Genomic DNA, 19,502 nt, shown 5'->3' on the forward strand with positions numbered 1-19,502 from the left:
CTCCCGGCGGGCCCCGGCCGTGCGGGCGGTGGCGGGGGCCCGCCGGGAACGCCGTCCTCGGGGGCCGGTCAGCGGCGGTAGCCGAGGATCGTCATCATGCCCACGTCCGAGTGGTAGATGTTGTGGCAGTGGAGCATCCACAGGCCGGGATTGTCCGCGTCGAACTCCACCGCCATCGACGTCCTCGGACGGACGATCACGGTGTCCTTGCGCGCCCACTGCGCCTCGCGTCGCCGGGAGGCGCGGTGCTGCGGCCCCGCCGCCCCCACCACGCCGAACGAGTGGCCGTGCAGGTGGATGGGGTGCCACATCGACGTGATGTTGTAGAACTCCAGCCTCACCCGTTCGCCCGCCTCCACCGGGCGACGCCGCGTGGGGGAGTACGGCTCGTGGTCGAAGCCCCAGTCGTACGCACTCATGGAGCCGGTGAGCTTGTACCGGATGGTCCGGTCGGGCTCGCGGACCGACAGCGCCACGGACTCGTCCGGCGACAGCCCGCCCGCCTCCACCAGCTTTCCGTACAGCTCCTTCGGCCGTACGGAGGCGGCGGGGGGCGTGCCCTGCCCGGTGCGGAGCAGGGCCAGCGCGGTGGCGTTCTTGCCCTCGGCGAGCGCGGTCAGCGGGAACACGCCGTCCTTGGCGGTGACGATCACGTCGTAGCGCTCGCCCATGCCCAGCAGCAGGGCGTCCGTCGTGGTGTGCCGGACCGGGTAGCCGTCGGTGTGGGTGATCGTCATGCGGTGCCCGCCGAGCGCGACCCGGAAGGCGGTGTCGCCGCCCGCGTTGATGATGCGCAGCCGGATCCGTTGGCCGGGTTTGGCGGTGAAGGAGGTGGGGGCCTTCGGGACGCGGCCGTTGATCAGGTAGTACGGGTAGGCGACGTTGCCGCCGTGGCTGTCGAGCAGCTCGCTGAAGCCGTTCCTCAGGACGCGCGAGGGCCCGGAGCGGCGCCCGGCCGATCCGGCGGAGCCCTTGCGGACGCCGTCGTCCGCGTCGTGCTTGTCGTCCATGACGTCCCTGTCGTGCCCGCCGCCGGAGTCGCCCGCGCCGGACCCGTCGTTCCCGGACCCGTGGTGCTTCCCGCTGTGGTCCATGCCGCCCCGGCCACCGCTGAGCTCGTCGAGCACCCCGTCCGGGGTGGAGCCGTCCAGCCCGTCGACCCAGTCGTCGAGGACGACGACCCACTCCTTGTCGTACTTCAGGGGTTCCTTCGGATCCTCCACGATCAGGGGCGCGTACAGTCCCCGGTCCTGCTGGACACCGGTGTGCGGGTGGAACCAGTACGTCCCCGGGTGCGGCACCTTGAAGCGGTACGAGAAATCGGCGCCCGCCTTGATGGGCCGCTGGGTCAGGTCGGGGACGCCGTCCATGTCGTTGCGCACGTTGAGGCCGTGCCAGTGCAGGGTGGTCGCGTCCGGCAGGTGGTTGGCGAGGGTGAGCGCCACGTTCTCGCCCACCGTGAACCGGAGCTCCGGGCCGGGCAGCCGGGCCTCGTAGGCCCAGGAGCCGACGACCAGTCCACCGCCCAGGTCGAGGCGGGCCGGGGTGGCGGTGAGGTGGAACGTCCGGTGGGGCCCCGAGGGACGCTTGGCCTCGGCCGCGGCGACCTCCTCACCGTGGGGGGAGACGTACTCGCCCTCGGATCTTCCGTGTGGGGCCTTCCCGCGGTTCGCGCCGCCGGCCTGCGCACCGCCGGGCCGGGGGCTGCCACGGCCCGGCTCGGACGTGTCGGAGCAGGAGGCCAGGGCCGCCGTACCGGCGGTGGCGACGGCCGCGCCGAGCACGGCACGACGGGTGGGGGGAGTGCGCATGGCGAAGAGCACCTCGGGGTGTTGTCGGTGAACCGGTCTGCTGGGGGAGGGGGAGGCGCCCCTCCTATATGCGCAGCGCCGACAACGGGGCGCGAAGGGTCCGGTGGCGCCGGGGGGCCGCCCCCGGCACCGGCGACACCCGCGCCGCGGCGTCCGGGAGGACGCGGGCGATCCCGATGAGCAGCGTCACGGACAGGGGCAACTGTCCGTATGTCGCATCATCACTCAGGGTCATGCCGAGCACCTTACCCCGGTTGGGTATGCCTCGCCCGGGGAGCGCGCGGAAACGTATCGTCTCCATGCTGGCGGGCGGGGCGGTGCAGGGCGCTCACGGGTGCGTGCCCATGCGCGCGGGTGGAGCGGACACGGGCCCGGCACCCCATGGGGAGGGTGCCGGGCCGTCGGGCGCCGGAGGGCCGGTGCGGGTGCTCGCGCACCCCGTCAGCCGCGGGCGTAGACCTTCTCCATCCAGCAGGCGAGCTGTTCGTCGCTGAGGTGCTGGGCGAGGTCGGCCTCGCTGATCATGCCGATCAGCTTCTTGTTCTCGACCACCGGGAGCCGACGGATGCGATGGGTCTGCATCTCCTCCAGCACCGTGTCCACGCCCGCCTCGGCGTCGATCCAGCGCGGGGTCCCGTGGGCCAGGTCGCCCGCGGTCATCCTCGACGGGTCGTGCCCCATCGCCACACAGCCGATCACGATGTCGCGGTCCGTGAGGATGCCGATCATCCGGTCCTGTTCGCCATTGGCCGAGATGGGCAACGCGCCCACGTGGTGGTCGCGCATCAGCTGCGCGGCCCGGTCGAGCGTCTCGTGCGCGGGGATCCAGGTGGCCCCGGTGTGCATGATGTCCTTCGCAGTGGTCATGAGCGATTCCTCCTGCGTACCGGCGGGCATGCTTCGACCCCCGAGTGATCCCATCGTCATACGCCCGTTCGGAGTACGCGACCGCTGTCACCCGTTCGGGTGCGTCCACGCGCGTCCGTGTCGGCGCGGGCCCGTCACGTCCGGGGTCCGGCCCCCCGGGCGCGGAGCATCCCGGCCATCATGTCCAGCTCGGACTGCTGGGCCTCCACCATGCCCCGGGCCAACCGGTTCTCCGCCTTCACCGCGCACAGCCGGGCGCAGCCGCGCGCCATGTCGATGCCGCCCCGGTGGTGGTCGGTCATCAGCCGGAGGTACAGGATCTCGGCGTCCCGGCCGCTCGCCCCGCGCAGCCGGTCGAGTTCGGCCCGGGTGGCCATGCCGGGCATGAGGGAACCGTCATGGGCCCGGTAGCCGTCAGCCGTCCCGGCCGTCCCCGCAGTCCCGGCGCCGTGGTTTCCGTGCCCTTCGTGGTCCCCGTGCCCGGACCCCATCCAGGCCATCGGCGGCTCCCCGCCGGGGGCCGTCTTCGGCAGCTCCCACAGGTCCAGCCAGCCGAGCATCATGCCCCGCTGGTTGGCCTGCGTGTTGGCGATGTCGTACGCGAGGCGGCGCACCTCCTCGTCCCGCGTGCGGTCACGCACGATGAAGGACATCTCCACCGCCTGCTGGTGGTGGACCGCCATGTCCCGGGCGAATCCGGCGTCCGCGGAGTCCACCGCGGGCGCGTTCGGAACGGGGGCGGGGACGCCGGCCCGGTGCGTGCCGTCGTCCCGTGCCGAGGCGACCGTCGCCGCCCCGGCGAACAGCAGGGCGAGCACCACGGCGGAGCCCGCCACCCATTCGGCGCGTCGGCCGCGCCGCGCCGCGCTCACCGGGCTCCCCGCCCGCCCGTGCACGCCGCGCCCGGCTCGGGCGTCTGCGGCCCCTGCACGAACGCCGAGAAGAACTGGTCGACGCGCGGGTCGTCGGCGCCGTCCACCGTCACCTGATTGCCCCAGGCGGTCAGCATGATCGTGCCGGCCTGGTCCTTGTACGGGCTCATCAGCGAGTACGGCGTCCTGCCGACCCGCTCGGCGAGCTTCGCCACGTCGGCCTTCGCGGCCCCGTCGGTGTACGTCACCCACACCGATCCGTGCTCCAGGGAGTGCACGGCGTTCTCGTCGGGGACCGCGTCCTCGTACACCTCGCCGTCGCAGTTCAGCCACACCGGGTTGTGGTCACCGCCGACCGGGGGCTTCATCGGGTAGTCGACGGGGCCGCTGACGTGGTTGCGGGTCAGCTTCGCCGCGTCCCAGGTCCTCAGTCCCTCGATCGAACCACCTGCCGACGGCTTCTTCCGGTCCGGTGCGGGCGCCTTGGCGTCCTCCGTCATGGCGCCCCGCCTGTTCTCGGACGCCTCGGACTTGTTCAGCAGCGTGTACGAGCCGAAACCGACGAGGCCGACGACGACGAGGACGCTCAGGCTTATGGCCAGGACACGGTTGCGGCGCCCGCGCGTGCGGTCGGCGTCGGGCGTCTGGTCCGGGTGGGGCCGGTGGTCGAAGCTCATGGCGTCAGGTCCTTCTGCGAAGAGGCGGGAAGGGACGGAAAGGATCCGGGAACCGGCACGCACCGGGCAGTCGTCGAGCCGCTCCACCCCGTGCGTGCCATGGGCGCAGATCGTAGTGGGTGGCCGGGTGCTCCATCTCACTCCGTGTGCGTAATCTGGGTGAAATCCCGGGCCGTGATACTGGAACTCCTCCCCACCCCGGGCGGTGGTGCACGAACCGTCTGAACTGCAAGGATGTGGCTATGGACAAGCAGCAGGAATTCGTCCTCAGGACGCTTGAGGAGCGCGACATCCGCTTCGTACGGCTGTGGTTCACCGACGTCCTGGGCTACCTCAAATCCGTCGCCGTGGCCCCCGCCGAACTGGAACAGGCGTTTGACGAGGGAATCGGCTTCGACGGCTCCGCCATCGAGGGCTTCGCCCGGGTGTACGAGTCCGACATGATCGCCAAGCCGGACCCGGGCACGTTCCAGATCCTTCCGTGGCGCGCGGAGGCGCCCGGTACGGCCCGGATGTTCTGCGACATCCTGATGCCCGACGGCTCTCCGTCCTTCGCCGACCCGCGCTACGTCCTCAAGCGCATCCTCGCCAAGACGTCCGACCTGGGCTTCACCTTCTACACCCACCCGGAGATCGAGTTCTTCCTGCTGAAGGACAAGCCGGTCGACGGCAGCCGCCCGACGCCCGCCGACAGCTCCGGCTACTTCGACCACACCCCGCAGAACGTCGGCATGGACTTCCGCCGCCAGGCGATCACCATGCTCGAATCCATGGGCATCTCGGTCGAGTTCAGCCACCACGAGGGGGCCCCCGGGCAGCAGGAGATCGACCTGCGGTACGCGGACGCGCTCTCCACCGCCGACAACATCATGACCTTCCGGCTGGTGATGAAGCAGGTCGCGCTGGAGCAGGGCGTGCAGGCGACGTTCATGCCGAAGCCGTTCTCCGAGTACCCCGGCTCGGGCATGCACACCCACCTCTCCCTCTTCGAGGGCGACCGCAACGCCTTCTACGAGTCGGGTGCCGAGTACCAACTCTCCAAGATCGGGCGGTCGTTCATCGCCGGCCTGCTGAACCACGCCGCGGAGATCTCCGCCGTGACCAATCAGTGGGTCAACTCCTACAAGCGCATCTGGGGCGGCTCCTCCCGCGCCGCGGGCGCCGGGGGCGAGGCCCCCTCGTACATCTGCTGGGGCCACAACAACCGTTCCGCGCTCATCCGCGTCCCCATGTACAAGCCCGGCAAGACCGGCTCCGCCCGGGTCGAGGTCCGCTCCATCGACTCCGGGGCCAACCCCTACCTCACCTACGCGGTGCTGCTCGCCGCGGGCCTCAAGGGCATAGAGGAGGGATACGAACTCCCGGCCGGTGCCGACGACGACGTCTGGGCCCTGTCCGACGCGGAGCGCCGTGCGATGGGCATCGAGCCGCTGCCGCAGAACCTGGGCGAGGCGATCGCGCTGATGGAGAAGAGCGAACTCGTCGCCGAGACCCTCGGAGAGCATGTCTTCGACTTCTTCCTGCGCAACAAGAAGCAGGAGTGGGAGGAGTACCGCTCCGAGGTCACCGCCTTCGAGCTGAAGGCGCTGCTGCCGGTGCTGTAGGAGCTGGTCAGCAGCCTGTAGGCCGCCAAGCGGGCGTGCTGCTCGGCACAACAGAGACGGCCCACCAGCGATCGTGATCACTGCTGGGCCGTCTGTGGGCCGTCAGACTAAGACGGGCGGCTCAAGTAGACCTTGTCCATGGCGACGCGGGCCCGTCCGTCACTGCTCGGGAGCAGGTGCGTGTACGTCCGCAGGGTGAACCCGGGGTCTGTGTGCCCGAGGTACGCACTGAGCGCCTTGATGTTCTCCCCGGCGTCCAGGAGGACGGACGCGTAGAAATGCCGCAGGGCATGCATGCCGTGCTCCCTCGCGGCCGTATGGCGCTTGCCCGGCTCGGCAGCCGGAATGACGTGGGCCGCGACGAGAGCGGACTTCCAGAACCGGGTATTGAAGTCGGTGCGCCGCACCGCGCCCTTCCCGTCCGGTCGGACGAAGAGGAGGCGCTTGGTGACGGGCTTGCCGTCCGGACGCGCCCACGGCAACGTCACAGCCACGGGTGCGGAGGCGGCCATATGTCCCCTCAGAGCTTCGGCCACCTGCCGGGAAAGGGGCACATCCCGCTCCTTCTGCCGCTTGGGCAGGGCGAACACCAACTCCCCTTCGACTACCTTCACTTAACATCCCACGTGTACCCAGCCGGTGCCAAATCGGATCGCTTCCTCCGCCAGGCCGAAGACCTCTCCTTGGCGGAGACCGCAGCCCGCACCGAGATCCACCATGGCGCGGTATTGCTCAGGCAGCGCAGCCCGTACGGCGAAGACTCGTTCCGCTGTCCAGGGCGCGACCTTACTGAGCGTTGCGTGCAGGCGCGCGCACGGTGCTCGCTCTGCAAGGGTTCTTGCGCATGTACTCGTCATCGACAGCGGCGTTGAGGATCGCTGAGACGTTGGAGAAGATGACGCGCCGGTATGAGGTAGCCGGGACGGCCCGCTCCAACTCGGCCAACCACTCACGGATGTGCTCGGGCTTGAAGGAGCCGAGGGGCCGCGAGCCGAGGTAGGGCAGTGCATGCAGCCGCATCTGAGAGTTCACCGATTCCCGAGACGTCGGGTCCGAGGTCTGCGCCTTGAGCCAGCGTTCGGCGTACTCCCGGAATGTGGTCTGAGCCAACTTCGGGTCGATGTGCTGCCCGCTGTCCATATCCGCAGCAGTCTTGCTCAACCATGCTTCTGCCTTGCGCTTCTGCTTGTCCGGGAAGCTCTTGGACTTCTCGGTGCCGTCAGGGCCGATGTACCGGGCCCGGTAGCGGAGACCGAGGCCGTGGCGGTCGGTCTTGACCCTGATCGGCTTGCCGTTCGGGCCGGGCTCGGTCTTGTACCAGCGGTCTTGGATGTGCCCGGCCATCAGGCGGCTTCCTTGTCCATGAGGGAGGCGACCCAGGTGCGTACGTCTTCGGGGTCGAAGCGGAGGTGCCGACCGACCCGGAAGCCGCGGGGACCGGTGTCCTTGCGGCGCCACTGGTAGACGGTTTCGACGGGGATGCCGAGGAGATCGGCCAGGTCGACCGGTGTGAGGTAGCGCTCGGGAAGGGGGCGCCTCATGCCCGTGCCTCCGTTCCGTCGAGCGCTTCGAGTTCGGCGCGGTGTTCGCGGGCGTGTTCGCGGTTGTGCTGGATGTCGCGGTGGATGTTGGAGGCGAGCCAGGATTCGCCGGGGGTGTGGCCGTGTCCGGCGTAGGCCCAGTGGGCGAGCGTGAGGGTGGTGGCCTCGGGGTGGTCATCCGGGTCGGGCAGACCGAGAGCGGCGCGTTGCTGGGCGGCGCGGTAGTCGGCGCGGACCTGGCGGAGTGCGCCGAGGGTGGTGGAGTAGGCACGGGATTTGGTGGAGAAGTGGCCGCGGAAGCCGAGCATGTGAGCCCAGTCGCGGAGCTTGCGGTCCGGGTAGGCGTGGTGGAGGTCGAGGCAGGCTTCGATGAGGCGGCGGGGGTGGTCGGGCACGTCGAGGAGGATGAGGGCTTCTTTGTTGCCGATGCGGTGGTCGACGGTGCCGGTGGTCTCGGCGGCTTTGGTGGCGTACTTGGCGACGTAGGAGGCGACGGCCTGTTCGGTGAGGTCTTCGCCGTTGCCGAAGGCGCCGATGGGCTGGACGTCGAGCTGGGTGCCCCAGCGCAGGACCCATTCGTTGATGAATCCGGCTTCCTCGTTTGCCGGCACGGTGACTTGGACGCGGTTGGCGGCGGCGCGGATGGCGTCGGTGAGCAGGTCGAGGGTGGCCCAGGCCGGGGGCGGGGAGTCCGGGCCGTCGGGTCCGTCGAAGCGGATCACGGCGTGGAAGTGGACGGCTCCGCGCTTTTGGTACTCGGCGACTTTGCCGAAGGAGATGCGGGACTGTTCGCGGGCGGCTTTCTGGGTGAGTCCGGCGCGGCGGGCGATTTCGCGGCGGAGGTAGATCGTGAAGTAGCGCCAGAGGTCGGAGGCGTGGTTGTTCCAGAGCACGGCGCCCGCATAGTCGTAGGTGGCCGGGTCGAGCGGGGTGCCGAGCTCGGGGGCGTTGTCGGGGTGGTGGGTGCCGCAGCGGCAGGGCCGGTTCCCGGGCCGGTTGTGGACCGGGCCGAAGGAGGGGGCGGTGAGGGTGGCGAAGACGCGGGGGCGGTCGCGGATCGTTTCCGGGGTGCCTTTGGCGGGGTCGCCAGTGAGTCCGGCGCGGATGAGGTGGTAGGTGTCTCCGGCGTAGGTCCAGGCGCAGGCGGGGCAGCGGGAGGCCCGGCGGTTGCCGCAGGCGACGCGGAGCCGTCCGCCAGGCTCGGTGTCGGTGCTGTAGGAGTGCAGGACGGTGCCGGTGGCGCGGTCGATGGTCTTGGTGGCGCCGGTGAGGTGGATGGGCTGTGCGCATCCTCCGGTGCGGCGGATCTGTTCTTCCCAGCGGTCGTAGCCGGTGGACCCGGCCACCCGGAGGATGTCTCCGAGGGGGGCCGGGTCCAGGCCCGCCGCGGTGGCGGCGTCGGTCACTGGTTGTTCTCCCGGGGCGGGTGGTTGTCGATCCACTCTTCGGCGCAGACCTTGTGGACGGGCTTGCCGCGGTCGGAGCGCAACGGGGTGGGCTTGTCGCACAGGACGCAGGGCTTGTCGCCGGTGGGGTCGAAGTGCTTCTTGTCGCTCCAGTCGAGGAGGGCCATGGCGATCACACCCCGACGCGGGCGATGGTGCGGGCGAGGATGTGGCCGGTGCCGTGGCAGGCGGGGCAGTCGGCGGTGATCGTCTCGCGCTCACCGGTGGGGGTGGTCTGGCCGGTGGTGACGGCGACCTGGGGGAAGCCGTCGCAGTGGCCGCAGATCGGCCGCGGCGGAGTGTTGTGGGGCATGATGGGTTCTCCCTTTCGGGTCCGTTGGATCTGGGATGGGTTGAGGCGCCCGGGGCGGCGGAAGTTTGGCGACCGAGGCCGCCCCGGGGGCTGAGCTAGCGGCGCCGGTTGCGGCGCGGGGTCTTGATGGGCGGGATGGCGTCGTAGGCCTCCTGTCCGCGCTGGAACGAGGCGGCGTCGTTGTCGGTGCGGGCGGTGTCGGAGTACTCGCGGCCGATGCGGCGCATGGTCTTGCGGTCGCCGTGGCGGCGGGCGATGGCGAACTCCCGGCCGAGTTCGGTCATGGCGGGGTTGCTCGGGGTGTCGTTGGTCTTGCGGCTGAAGAGGCCCATGACGGGTGTCCTTTCATCGGGGTGTGTTGTTGCGGCGGCCGTGGCCCTTGGCCGCGTACATCGCGGCGTCGGCGGCGGACAGGGCGTCGGTCAGGGTGCGGGCGGGCAGGTTGGCCAGGTGGCAGACGCCGACCGAGGCACCGACCGGGATGGTCAGTCCGCGGTAGGTGACTGGGCGGTGAAGTGCCGTGCGGAGCGCGGTGGTGCTGGGGGTTTTGGCCGGGTCGGTGATGACGGCGGCGAACTCGTCGCCCCCGAGCCGGGCCGCGATGCCGTGCCCCGATGCCCAGGTCGCCAGTCGGGTGGCGGTCGCGGTGATGACCGCGTCACCGGCGAGGTGGCCGTGGGTGTCGTTGATGGTCTTGAAGTCGTCCAGGTCCACGAGCAGGGCCACGGCGTGCGGGGAGCGGGCGATGATGCGTTCGGCGCGGGTGGTCCAGCCAGCCCGGGTGTGCAGGCCGGTGAGCGGGTCGCGTCGGGCGGTGGAGAGACGACGGGCGAGCAGAGTGCCGTGCAGGGCCCATCCGAGCGCGGGTAACGCGGCGGCGATGGCGGGCAGCTCCACGGCGGTCACCGGCCCTTGTTCTGGCTGTTGAGGAGCGTGCGCAGGACGACGGCGCAGAGGGCGACGGACGCGGCGGTGATCGCGGTCGCGAGGAGCATCGAGACGAGGACCGCGCCGATGACGAGGACCGCGGCGGTCCCGCCCGCGACGGCAGCGATCAGCGTGCCGGGCGTGAGCTGCACCGTGGACCGGCGGACCGGGGCCGGGGCGGGCGCCGGGGCCGGGGGCGGGGTGGTGGCCGGGGTGTGGTGGCAGTTGCAGGCCGACGGGTGCACGATGCCGGTGAGCGGCTGGACGAGGGACGTATCCGCGGTGGGGGCGGTGTCCGGCGGCGGGTATTTCGGGTTGAACACGGGTTTCTCCTTTCAGGGGTTGCAGCGGTGGGTGCGGGCGGCGAGTTCGGCGGCGGACCGGTCGCGGTAGTCGGCGGAGAAGCCGCAGCCGGGGGCCGTGCAGGCGGCGGTGTGCCGGGTGCGGCCACGGCCGTCGTGACGGGTGCCGACCTGCACGGGGCCGATACGGATCACGTTCGTGAAGCGGTTCGGGCGCGGCATGAGCGGTCAGCCGTTCCGGCCGACGAAGTCGTCGGCGTGGTCGGTGAGCCACTGACGGATCTCGGGGTGCTCGTCGTCGGTGGCCCGGTGGATCGCGGACTCTCCCAGCTCCAGGCCCTCAACGAGCCGGTTGTTGCGGGTGAGTTCGGCGGAGCGTTCGAGCGCGGCGCGGATGGACGGTCGCATGTGTGGTTCTCCTGTCAGGTGAGTTGAGCGGTGATGGCGTCAGCGAGCGGAGCAGGGACGCCGAGTCGGGCACGCAGGGTGGCCGAGTCGATCTGGCTACCGGTCGTCGCGCGGTGGCTGTCGGCGACCTTCCGGGCGTGGTCGAGCAGAGCCGGAGGCACAGCCAAGGCCGGAGCCGGGGCCGCCGCCGGGCGAGATGCGGGCTCGGGAGCGGGCGGGAGTTCCGGTGCCGGTTCGGGCTCGGGTGCCCGTTCCACCCTGATGCCTGGGGTCGGTTCGGGTTCCAGAACGGTCGCCGGTTCGGGTGCCGAGGCCGGTTCGACTTCGACCGCCTCATCGGCAGGGGCGGTTGTGTGTGCGAGGAGAGTGCCGCCGAGGAAGGCGAGGGCGGGCCATCCGGCGACGAGGATGCGCAGCCAGGCCGGTACGTGGTCCAGGTCGAGGAGTCCGGCGGTGGCGATGTTCGCGCCCAGCGATGCGGCCAGGGCGATCACGAACCAGACCCAGGCAGGCCGGTTACCGGCGTGAGTGCGCATGCGGCGCCAGGCGGCGACGAGCAGCAGGTCCACGCTGACCGGGTAGGCCCACGCCTTCCAGCCGTCCTGTCCGGCCGCCAAGGCCAGATCGTGCAGGTGGGAGAAGGACAGGGCACCGGCGATGACGGCCTGGACGAGCACGGCGTCAAGGCGGATGGTGCGGAACATGGAGGTCACCTCCTTCCGGGGAGGTTGGGCCGGTGCCGGGCGGGACACTCTTGATCGACCGCCAGGCACCGGGGCAGGGAGTCAGGACTCGGGGTCGGTACCGGTGCCGAGGCAGTTCAGGCAGAGGCCGTCTTGCTGGCCGACCGGGCGGCGCTTGCGGCCGACGCGCACCGTGACGGCGACATTTCCGGTCCCGCCGCAGGGCTGGCACTCGGTCGGTTGTGCCGGTACAGGAGACTTCGGGGGCTTGGTGGTGGTCCTCTTGGTGGCCATGGCGGTGTTTCCTCTCGGTTCCGGGCATGGGCGGGGTAGGGACCTGGCGTGAGACGGTCACGCTGACCGGAATGCAGGGAGGGGTGTTACTCGGTGACCGGGCGCGGCTTGACCAGCGGCGACGAACCGGCCGGGGCCGTGGTGGCGGGGACGGCCGGGCGGAACGGGGCCAGGGCCGGAATGCTGGGGGTCAGGTGGGCGTACTCGTGGCAGATGGCCACCGCGTCGGCCGCGCTCAGTTCGGGTGTGCGGATGCGGGACCAGCCGCCGGAGGAGTCACCGGCCACGGCCACGCCGGGGCGGTCCGGCGGGATCGTGGTGACGGCGGAGACCGCTTCGGGGGCGATGTCGCCCAATCCCATGTCGGCGGTCTGCTTGTCGTTGACCCGGTGCACGACACGGCCGGTGAGCTGGGCACGGAGCATGGTGGCGCCCTTGCCGAGTTCGGAGCCGAAGCGCTGCCCGCAGATCTCCAGGTAGATGCCGACCGCACGGGCCATCTGCGCGAGCCGGATCATGTGCATCACCATCCGGTCGCGGCGTTCCTCGTCCTTCTTTGCGGCGGTGAGGAACAGTTCCGCCACCTCGTCGACCAGGACCACCAGCGGCACCGGCCGCACCTTCGCAGGCAGCGCCCACAGGTCGGAAACCCCATGGGTGCTCAGGATGTCGAAGCGGGCTTCCATCTCCCCCACGAGCGCTTCCAGCAGGGACGACGCCTCGTCCGGGGTGACGGCGAGGGCGGAGAGCCGGGGCGCGTACCCGCGCTGTTCGACACCGCGCTTGCAGTCGATCCCCACCAGGCCCACCGGGAGCTTCGCGAGATTGGTGATCAGGTTGCGTTGATACATCGACTTGCCCGACTGGTTCGCACCGAGGGTCAGGGAGTGCGGGATCTTGGTGTAGTCGCGGACGAACGCGGTCCCGTCCTCCCGCAGGGCCACCGGCACCACCATCGGCCCCGAGGCCAGCTTGCGGGGCAGGCGGTGCGGCATCTTCACCCGCCGCAGTACGTCGTAGCCGGTCATGCGCAGTTCGATGAACCCGGGCTTGGTCTCGACGACGTGCACCGAGTGGACGCCCCAGGCGTGCCGGAGCCGTTCGGAGGCGGCGGCGACGTCGGCGGGTTCCAGCCCGGCGGGGAGCCGGAGGGTGGCGCGCATCCCAGTGAAGGAGCCGCGGACCTTGCGGACCTTGGGCGGTACCGGCTGGACGTCCTGGCGGCGGGCCACGTTGCGGACCATGAACGCCCGCAGGCGGGACGGCTGGACCGTCAGCCCGCACACGTCCATCGTCGAGTGGTACGTGGCGGCGAACCGGACCCGGGCGACCGGCAGGCCGACCAGCGACCAGAACACGCGAGGAGCGTGCCCCTTCGCATAGCCGAGCCCACCCGCAGCAGATAAGGCCCCCGCCACCTCGATCACCGTGGCAATGTCCGACATGGTCAGGCCCCCAGCGGGGTGACAGCGACCGCACGGAAGCTGATGCCGTGCCGGGTCTGCCCGTTAAACGTGTTCTCCCAGTCCCGGGCCTTGAGACCAACCACCGAGACCGGCGTCCCCGGCGCCAGACCCTCCGGCACACCCGTGCTCGGAACAGTCACCTGGTACAGGTTCCCCTCACCCTCATCCGAGATCAGCAGCCCCACCGTCGCCAGCTGGGCACCGGTCTCCCGGTCCACCGCGATCTCACCGGTCTGCTTGCTCACGAGCTTCGGCGTTGGAGGCGTCGCCACGAACACGACAGCGGTCGAAACATCGATCTTGAAAGACGGCATTGTTGACTCCCTGAGTGACTTCGAGACAGCCCAAAGAAGGGCCCCGTCACGCGCTGTCCTAGGACTGCGAGTGCTTGAACTGAACACTGGCATGCAGTCCTGGGACTGTCAACAGTCCTGGGACTGTGTTTGACTTGTCTTGTTGAAAGGAGTTCGTATGGCGCCCAAGTGGCGAGAGCTGGCAGACAAGCTGGCAGAGCAGATCAAGCGTGGTGACTACGCTCCGGGCCAACAGCTTCCGCACATCAGGGAGCTCGTGGAAGCAGGCGAGGGCTCCAAGTCCACCGTCCATGCCGCCTACAAGGCTCTTGAAGCCGAAGGCCTGGTCACTTCGTCCCGTGGCCATGGCACGGTCGTACGGCAACAGGTTCCCCTCAAGCGGCTCGGCATCGCCCGGTACGACAAGGCCAAGTGGCGCGATGGCGAGGAGGTGGCGTTTATCGCGGACCGTGTGGCCTCCGGGCGCACCTACCGCAGGAGTGAGCAAACGCAAACCGTCAGTCTTGTTGAAGCCCCGCCCGAGGCAGCAGCAGCGCATGGTCTTCCAGCAGGAGCGCAGGTCTATGCCCGTGCGCGGCTAGTAAAGGAGGGTGAGCAGCCAACACACATGCTCACCAGCTACTACCGCCCCGCACACGTGGAGGGCACCCGTTTGGTGGATCCGACACCGGGTCCGGCCGGCCGCGGCGGCGGGTTCCGGGTGCTCTACGACGCGGGCTACGAGATCGACCACATGAAGGAAGAGCTCTTTGCCCGCGCCCCAACAGCGGACGAGGTGAAGATCTTGCAGCTACCCCCCGGCGAACCGGTCGTTGAATTGCATCGGACGACCTACACAGCCTCGGGCACGGTGGTCGAGTTCGCTCTCGGTGTGCACGCGGCTTCGCGCTTTTCCTGGGAGTACGACTTCAAGGTCCCGGACTCCACGCAAGCCGAGAAGGAGCAGTGATGATCTCAGAACAGGCATGGGCAGATACGCGACGTCTCTGGGACTACCACCAAATGGGACACAAGGCTCGGCCATGCTCAGTGGCTATCGGCCTCGGAAGCCACGACCTAGGCGTGGCTGATGTGGCAGCAGCTCTCTACAAGCAGGGGATGGTACCCCTGCTCGTGTTCACCGGCGCGAGTAGCCCCACGACACGAGACCGCATGCCACGTGGTGAAGCTGTTCACTACAGAGAGCGGGCACTTGAGCTCGGTGTTCCCTCCTCTGCCGTATTGGTCGAGCCCAGGGCGCGCAATACCGGTGAAAACATCCGCTTCTCCAGGAGCTTGCTCAACGAGGCCGGGGTCGATGTATCTTCCGTCCTACTGATCAGCAAGCCATACGAGGAGAGGCGAGCGTACGCCACAGCGCGCAAATTGTGGCCTAAGGTTGAGATTGTCAGCGCCTCCACTCCGATGACACTCAACGAATACGTTGACTCCATCCAGGACCCCCGCTTGGTGATCGACATGCTCGTGGGGGCACTACAGCGGTTGCTGATCTATCCGGGCGAAGGCTTCATCATCCGGCAGTCGGTACCGGATGACGTGATGGAGGCCTACGAACGGTTGTGCCGAGAAGGGTTCACGAGTCGGCTCCTCCCTACCAGCCAGCCTGCTTCTCAGAGTGCCGCAGCCCAGGAGCGCTGATCCCGCGCCACGGCATACACGGATTCCACCTGCGCAGAGCTGAGCCGTCCAGTCAAGGGCGCCAGGGCAGCCAGGCCCCGTTCGTCGAGCGCCCGCACGTCCCGCAGCGAAGAGACCACGGTGAGGCCAGCGGGCCGGACGAAGACAAGCACGGGATTCGCGGCAATGGGGAAGCCGCACCCGCGTTCGAGTACACGGGAGACGATGGCCGCCTCACGCCGACTGTTCCGGAGGTACGGGCGCCCCTCTCCATGGTTGATCCGGACGGCGTGGTCACCGACCCAAATAGACTTACCGCGATGGTTCTTCGTGTTGATGGAGAAGACACCACCTGGGCCTATGAGCAGGTGGTCGACATCCCAGGTCGGGGAGAGCGGTACGGAGTGCAGCGTGTGCCAACCGCGCCGTGCAAACCGAGCCAGTTCGCGACCGACGACGCGCTCACCGCGAAGCCCTGCTTTCCAGGAGTCAGCCTCGGTCGGACGGCGTAGCACCATCGCAAGGTAGCGTTCCAGCAAGCTTGGGGAGACTTCCTTGATCTTTCCTCTCAGTGCGTCGCCGGGGCGCCGCAGGGCCAAGTCGTGCTCGGCTGGAGGAGGAAGTTGCGTCGGCTTCACCACAACGGGCGGAGCCGCGGGGCGGGTTACGTACGGGGCCAGGGCAGCCAAGACCGGCTGACGCAACGTCTCGTCCAGGACTTCGATATGCCCAGTTTTCCGATCGAACCATGCCACGGCCGTGCCGTCAGGCGTGTTCACGTACAGCCGGTCCATTCCATGGCGCTTCCACTTCGATACCCGCAACTCAGTCACGCCCGCCCCCCAGGATCCGTGTACCTCGAACCATCATGGGAGCAGCAGCGAACCCACCGCGCAAGGCGGCCCAATGGCCGTTCCCAGCGAGCTGTTACAGGTTTCTCTACCTCATCAAGGCACCCGGCTGCGCTTCGCTCCGCCGGGCGCGCTTCCCGGCTCTGGCTGCGCCCGCGCTCCTGCCTTCGGCCCGCTTGGCGCTGCCGCCGCCGACGCGCGCCCGCAGTGGATAGGCCCGAGGGCATGAGACGAGAACCAAGCCCGCGGCTTCAAGACATGCCTCCGGCGGGGGCGCTCAGACTCCGGGATGGACGGGGCGCCGTTCGCGGGTGCCGGCCGCAGCGTGGCGAGCGTCGTGGGCTCCCATCCCGACCACCTTCGACCCAGGCAGAGCCGAGCAGTCGCGGCCCAGGGCGTCAAGGTCGTTCGTACAGTGGCGCGCTCCACCTTGACGCCCTGAACCACGACTGCTCCACGGTGTGTGGGTCGAAGGCGGACGGGATGGGAGCTGGGGGCGAGTGGTGGGTGAGGTCGGGTAGCAAAGGTAGGTGGCTGAACTGCTAGCGTCCCCGTCTCTGAGGCGAACAGAGAGGCAAGCATGTACGCACTACGTCCACTTGTTTTGTTCTTCGCAAAAGTCCTAACCCTGGCCGTCGTGGTGCTGGTTCTGGCGTGCGGCGTCCTAGTTGTCAATCAGCGGGGCTTGAGCCTTGAGCTATTCCAAGCCCTCGGCTTGCTGGTGCTGTGCCTTGCTCTTCTCATGGCTTGCAATCGGTTCCTGTTCGGGCAGTGGCACCGGTGGTCGCGCGTCAGGAACGCCCCCCATCGCTGACATCAGCGCCTGACACCAACAGGGCCGGACAACGACGGATACAGCCGAACGTCGATGGGCTGCCAGCAGGGACGGAAGCCGGGTTTGCCAACGTTCCAGAGACCTCGTGATCGACCTGATAAGGATGAGGCTCGAAGCAGTGCCAGACGGGCGCCGCCCTCGATCGATGGGCGGCGCCCCATCGGGTTGACTCGACCCTTGAGGCTCCGCCGACCTCGGAGCTTCGTCAGACTGGGGCCATGTCCTTTCTCAACAGCCAGGCAATAGCCGCACTGGTCGCAGCGTTAGCCACTCTTGGTGGCGCAGCTCTCACGGGATGGCTGGGGCTCCGGCTACAGAATCGGCAGTCGGAGCGTCAAGCCGCTACTGCCGCTGAGGAGCGTGCAGAGCTACTGAGGGAGAGTCGCAGGGAAGAACGGAAGGCCGCTTACTCAGAGTTCCTCACCCAAGCAGTACGCACGGCGAACGCCAACCTGGCGATGTGTCGGGCAGACGCCAGTGATCCAACCGTCTTCGAGCAGGCGCGAGCGGAAGCTAGGGAGTACCTAGCCGAACTCTGGCCGATGCTTGCTTTGGTTAACATCCTTGGACCTGCGGACATCGCCGCATTGGCGGATAAGGTGCCGCTTACTCTTCAGCGTGAGGCACGAGCCGCTGAGCAGTATCCAGGGGGGCCGCCCGCAACCATCAGGGCGGAGTCGGACGCTCGCCAGCGGGCTCAGCGAGCCTTCGCGGATAGTGCTCGCAGCTTGATGGAGGATGGCTCAGGAGTGCTACCTAGTCAGACGTCAGGCGAGCTGTCTAGCCGGGCCGTCTCTGGGCCGTCCGAGGCGAACCGACGTTGACGGATGATGACAACTAGTACCAGCATCCGCGCAGGTCACAGGGCAGCTAAGGTGGCCCACCGCACGTGAGGGGATCGGGTCACCACTTCCTGCGCAACAAGAAGCAGGAGTGGGAGGAGTACCGCAGCGAGGTCACCGCCTTCGAGCTGAAGAACCTGCTGCCGGTGCTGTGACCGCGGGCGACGGGGCGTGCGCGGTGACGCCGTGATCGCCGCGACGCCGGCCGTTGGGAGTCCTTGTGGCCGTGCCCGTTTTGACGAGAATCGATCCGGTTCCGCCGGGTGATCCCCACCCGCGGCGGATCTGGTACCTGTCGTACGGCTCCAACACGCATCCGGACCGGCTCGCCCGCTACATCGGGGGCGGGAGGACGCCGGGGGCCGTCGGGGACTGCCCGGGGTGCCGGGACACCCGGATGCCCTCGCGCTCCCTCGCCGTCGAACCGGCCGGTGCCGTGTACTTCGCGACCGAGTCGCCGGTGTGGGGCGGGGGCCGGGCGTTCTACGACCCGTCGGCCGGCGGGCGGGCGCTCGCCCGGGCGCATCTGATCACCGCCGAGCAGTTCTCGGACATCGCCGCCCAGGAGATGTACCGCGAGCCCGGTCCGCTCCTGGACCTGACGGAGGTGCTCGCCCGCGGGCGGGCGGTGGTGGGGGAGGGCCGCTACGAGACGCTGGTGTGCGCGGGGCAGGTGGACGGCCTGCCCGTGCTCACGTTCACCGCGCCGTGGGGCGTGGACGACGTGACGCCCGTCCCGCCGTCGGCGGCGTATCTGCGCTGCCTGGCCTCGGGCCTGCTGTCCGCGGGGGTGTGGGGCACCGACACGGTCGCCGCCCACCTGGCGTCCTGTCCGGGCGCGGCCGGACACTGGTCGCCCGCGGCCGTGGCCGGTCTGCTGCGCGAACCCCGGCGGGAGGGCGGCGGCGCGGCGGGGGACGGCGTCAGGTCCGCGGAGGGCGACGACCCCCTGCCGGACCGGTACCGGCGCTGACACCGCCCCACCGCCGGGCCGGACCGTTTCCACCACCCCGTTCCCCCGCGCGCGGGCCCTGTCCGGCGTCGCCCTCGCCCTCGCCCTCGTCCCCGGCCCCGGCCTCGTCCGTCAGGAATCGGCACCGACCGTCGCGCGCACGCGGCCCCTGCCCGCTCCCGCTCAGTCGAACCGGCAGGCCATCTCGTCGAGGACCTCGCCCATCACCTCGGCCGGCTCGCGCGCCAGGTCCTCCTCGATCCACATGCGCATGGAGATCCGCAGCGATGCCAGGAACGCCGCGGCCAGGACCGTCGGCCTGACCTGCTTCCCGGACGGGCCCCGGCGGGCCGCCACGGCGTCGGCCAGGTCCCGTTCCAGGGCGGCGTGGTTGGCGAGTTGACGGGCGAGCAGCGAGGGATGCCGCATCGCCAGCCTGGTCCGCAGCGCCCATTCGCGCTCCGGTGGCGAGACCCGCTCGGCGAACTGGCGCACGGCCGCCCGCAGCGCCGTCCAGGCGGACTCCTCCGCGGGGCGGTCGCGTACGGCCTGGACCAGGGCCCTGATGTGCTGCTCCTCGCCGTGCAGAAGGGCGTCCTCCTTGCCCGCGAAGTAGTTGGAGAACGTTCTGCGGGAGATTCCGGCCGCGTCCGCGACGGCCTCCACCGTGACGTGGTCGAAGCCGTGCTCCACGGTCAGCCGCAACGTCGCCTCGTGCACGGCCTGCCTGGTGGCTTCCTTCTTGCGCTCCCGCAGTCCCACAGAACTCTCCATGGGTTCAGTATCGCCCTGACGGGAATAATTGCCCAGTGAGCAAAATTGCGCAATGGGCATGTATGGTGAAGCCTTTCCTGTCCCTGCTCGTCCCTCCCGGAGGTTGC

Annotated in this window: 24 protein-coding genes and 2 pseudogenes; 5 read left to right on the top strand and 21 right to left on the bottom strand. The window is 69.4% G+C overall.

Going from position 1 to position 19,502, the window contains the following annotated elements; all coding sequences use genetic code 11:
- Nucleotides 1–68: 68 nt before the first annotated feature.
- From ACF1CT_RS10005 to ACF1CT_RS10025, 5 genes are all read right to left on the bottom strand, one after another.
- Entirely contained in the window at nucleotides 69–1,811 is a 1,743-nt protein-coding gene (locus ACF1CT_RS10005) for a multicopper oxidase family protein (RefSeq protein ID WP_391783308.1), read from the bottom strand.
- Between the two features lie 64 nt (nucleotides 1,812–1,875).
- Nucleotides 1,876–2,046, bottom strand: a complete 171-nt coding sequence (locus ACF1CT_RS10010; protein ID WP_391783309.1) for a hypothetical protein — start codon at nucleotides 2,044–2,046, stop codon at nucleotides 1,876–1,878.
- Between the two features lie 206 nt (nucleotides 2,047–2,252).
- On the bottom strand, nucleotides 2,253–2,678 hold the full coding sequence (locus tag ACF1CT_RS10015; RefSeq protein WP_391783310.1) for a CBS domain-containing protein: 426 nt from the start codon (nucleotides 2,676–2,678) through the stop codon (nucleotides 2,253–2,255).
- A 134-nt stretch (nucleotides 2,679–2,812) separates the two neighbouring features.
- Nucleotides 2,813–3,550, bottom strand: a complete 738-nt coding sequence (locus ACF1CT_RS10020) for a DUF305 domain-containing protein (protein WP_391783311.1) — start codon at nucleotides 3,548–3,550, stop codon at nucleotides 2,813–2,815.
- Nucleotides 3,547–4,227, bottom strand: coding sequence for a DUF3105 domain-containing protein (locus ACF1CT_RS10025; RefSeq protein ID WP_391783312.1), 681 nt, complete (start codon nucleotides 4,225–4,227; stop codon nucleotides 3,547–3,549). Before ACF1CT_RS10025 ends, ACF1CT_RS10020 begins: the two co-directional genes overlap by 4 nt.
- A gap of 242 nt (nucleotides 4,228–4,469) precedes the next feature.
- Between ACF1CT_RS10025 and glnA the strand changes: the two genes are divergently transcribed.
- On the top strand, nucleotides 4,470–5,831 hold the full coding sequence (gene glnA, locus ACF1CT_RS10030) for a type I glutamate--ammonia ligase (protein WP_391783313.1): 1,362 nt from the start codon (nucleotides 4,470–4,472) through the stop codon (nucleotides 5,829–5,831).
- Between the two features lie 107 nt (nucleotides 5,832–5,938).
- On the opposite strand, the pseudogene xerC reads toward glnA, so the two are convergent.
- The 14 genes and pseudogenes from xerC to ACF1CT_RS10100 form a co-directional block, all read right to left on the bottom strand.
- Nucleotides 5,939–7,175: pseudogene (xerC, locus tag ACF1CT_RS10035) on the bottom strand (tyrosine recombinase XerC).
- Complete coding sequence (locus tag ACF1CT_RS10040) at nucleotides 7,175–7,372, bottom strand: helix-turn-helix transcriptional regulator (RefSeq protein ID WP_376235719.1); 198 nt, start codon at nucleotides 7,370–7,372, stop codon at nucleotides 7,175–7,177. Before ACF1CT_RS10040 ends, xerC begins: the two are co-directional and overlap by 1 nt.
- Nucleotides 7,369–8,778, bottom strand: coding sequence for a replication initiator protein RepSA (gene repSA, locus ACF1CT_RS10045; protein ID WP_391783314.1), 1,410 nt, complete (start codon nucleotides 8,776–8,778; stop codon nucleotides 7,369–7,371). Before repSA ends, ACF1CT_RS10040 begins: the two co-directional genes overlap by 4 nt.
- Nucleotides 8,775–8,945, bottom strand: a complete 171-nt coding sequence (locus ACF1CT_RS10050) for a hypothetical protein (protein ID WP_391783315.1) — start codon at nucleotides 8,943–8,945, stop codon at nucleotides 8,775–8,777. The genes repSA and ACF1CT_RS10050 overlap by 4 nt, the downstream gene beginning before the upstream one ends.
- A 5-nt stretch (nucleotides 8,946–8,950) precedes the next feature.
- The gene (locus ACF1CT_RS10055; protein WP_391783316.1) at nucleotides 8,951–9,130 is read right to left on the bottom strand and encodes a hypothetical protein; all 180 of its coding nucleotides are present in this window, start codon (nucleotides 9,128–9,130) and stop codon (nucleotides 8,951–8,953) included.
- Nucleotides 9,131–9,225: 95 nt separating this feature from the next.
- Nucleotides 9,226–9,462 (bottom strand): hypothetical protein, encoded by a 237-nt coding sequence (locus ACF1CT_RS10060; protein WP_391783317.1) that lies wholly within the window; start codon nucleotides 9,460–9,462, stop codon nucleotides 9,226–9,228.
- Nucleotides 9,463–9,475: 13 nt separating this feature from the next.
- Nucleotides 9,476–10,027, bottom strand: a complete 552-nt coding sequence (locus tag ACF1CT_RS10065) for a GGDEF domain-containing protein (protein ID WP_391783439.1) — start codon at nucleotides 10,025–10,027, stop codon at nucleotides 9,476–9,478.
- Nucleotides 10,028–10,032: 5 nt separating this feature from the next.
- Entirely contained in the window at nucleotides 10,033–10,380 is a 348-nt protein-coding gene (locus ACF1CT_RS10070; protein ID WP_391783318.1) for a SpdD protein, read from the bottom strand.
- A 12-nt stretch (nucleotides 10,381–10,392) separates the two neighbouring features.
- Nucleotides 10,393–10,581 carry a mobile element transfer protein gene (locus ACF1CT_RS10075; RefSeq protein ID WP_391783319.1) on the bottom strand — a complete coding sequence of 63 codons (189 nt, stop codon included), beginning with the start codon at nucleotides 10,579–10,581 and terminating at the stop codon, nucleotides 10,393–10,395.
- A gap of 6 nt (nucleotides 10,582–10,587) precedes the next feature.
- A complete protein-coding gene (locus ACF1CT_RS10080; RefSeq protein WP_391783320.1) occupies nucleotides 10,588–10,767 on the bottom strand; it encodes a hypothetical protein in 180 nt (59 codons plus the stop codon).
- Between the two features lie 14 nt (nucleotides 10,768–10,781).
- Nucleotides 10,782–11,471, bottom strand: coding sequence for a DUF2637 domain-containing protein (locus tag ACF1CT_RS10085; protein ID WP_391783321.1), 690 nt, complete (start codon nucleotides 11,469–11,471; stop codon nucleotides 10,782–10,784).
- A gap of 81 nt (nucleotides 11,472–11,552) precedes the next feature.
- Nucleotides 11,553–11,744 carry a hypothetical protein gene (locus ACF1CT_RS10090; protein ID WP_391783322.1) on the bottom strand — a complete coding sequence of 64 codons (192 nt, stop codon included), beginning with the start codon at nucleotides 11,742–11,744 and terminating at the stop codon, nucleotides 11,553–11,555.
- A gap of 86 nt (nucleotides 11,745–11,830) precedes the next feature.
- Nucleotides 11,831–13,189: an FtsK/SpoIIIE domain-containing protein gene (locus ACF1CT_RS10095; protein ID WP_391783323.1), complete on the bottom strand. Its 1,359-nt coding sequence runs from the start codon at nucleotides 13,187–13,189 to the stop codon at nucleotides 11,831–11,833.
- 2 nt (nucleotides 13,190–13,191) lie between these two features.
- The gene (locus ACF1CT_RS10100; RefSeq protein WP_391783324.1) at nucleotides 13,192–13,524 is read right to left on the bottom strand and encodes a hypothetical protein; all 333 of its coding nucleotides are present in this window, start codon (nucleotides 13,522–13,524) and stop codon (nucleotides 13,192–13,194) included.
- Nucleotides 13,525–13,681: 157 nt separating this feature from the next.
- Between ACF1CT_RS10100 and ACF1CT_RS10105 the strand changes: the two genes are divergently transcribed.
- A complete protein-coding gene (locus ACF1CT_RS10105) occupies nucleotides 13,682–14,473 on the top strand; it encodes a GntR family transcriptional regulator (RefSeq protein WP_391783325.1) in 792 nt (263 codons plus the stop codon).
- Nucleotides 14,473–15,162, top strand: a complete 690-nt coding sequence (locus ACF1CT_RS10110) for a YdcF family protein (RefSeq protein WP_391783326.1) — start codon at nucleotides 14,473–14,475, stop codon at nucleotides 15,160–15,162. The genes ACF1CT_RS10105 and ACF1CT_RS10110 overlap by 1 nt, the downstream gene beginning before the upstream one ends.
- Here the strand turns inward: ACF1CT_RS10110 and ACF1CT_RS10115 are convergent.
- Nucleotides 15,135–15,974 (bottom strand): nuclease-related domain-containing protein, encoded by an 840-nt coding sequence (locus tag ACF1CT_RS10115; RefSeq protein WP_391783327.1) that lies wholly within the window; start codon nucleotides 15,972–15,974, stop codon nucleotides 15,135–15,137. The genes ACF1CT_RS10110 and ACF1CT_RS10115 overlap by 28 nt on opposite strands.
- A 1,763-nt stretch (nucleotides 15,975–17,737) precedes the next feature.
- Here ACF1CT_RS10115 and ACF1CT_RS10120 point away from each other — a divergent pair.
- Nucleotides 17,738–17,824, top strand: a pseudogene (locus tag ACF1CT_RS10120) (glutamine synthetase); the annotation flags it as partial.
- Nucleotides 17,825–17,895: 71 nt separating this feature from the next.
- Nucleotides 17,896–18,642: a histone deacetylase gene (locus tag ACF1CT_RS10125; RefSeq protein ID WP_391783328.1), complete on the top strand. Its 747-nt coding sequence runs from the start codon at nucleotides 17,896–17,898 to the stop codon at nucleotides 18,640–18,642.
- 162 nt (nucleotides 18,643–18,804) lie between these two features.
- Here the strand turns inward: ACF1CT_RS10125 and ACF1CT_RS10130 are convergent, their stop codons facing one another.
- Complete coding sequence (locus tag ACF1CT_RS10130) at nucleotides 18,805–19,395, bottom strand: TetR family transcriptional regulator (RefSeq protein WP_391783329.1); 591 nt, start codon at nucleotides 19,393–19,395, stop codon at nucleotides 18,805–18,807.
- Nucleotides 19,396–19,502: the final 107 nt, after the last annotated feature.

The organism is Streptomyces sp. NPDC014734 (genome assembly GCF_043083325.1).
Lineage (GTDB): Bacteria > Actinomycetota > Actinomycetes > Streptomycetales > Streptomycetaceae > Streptomyces.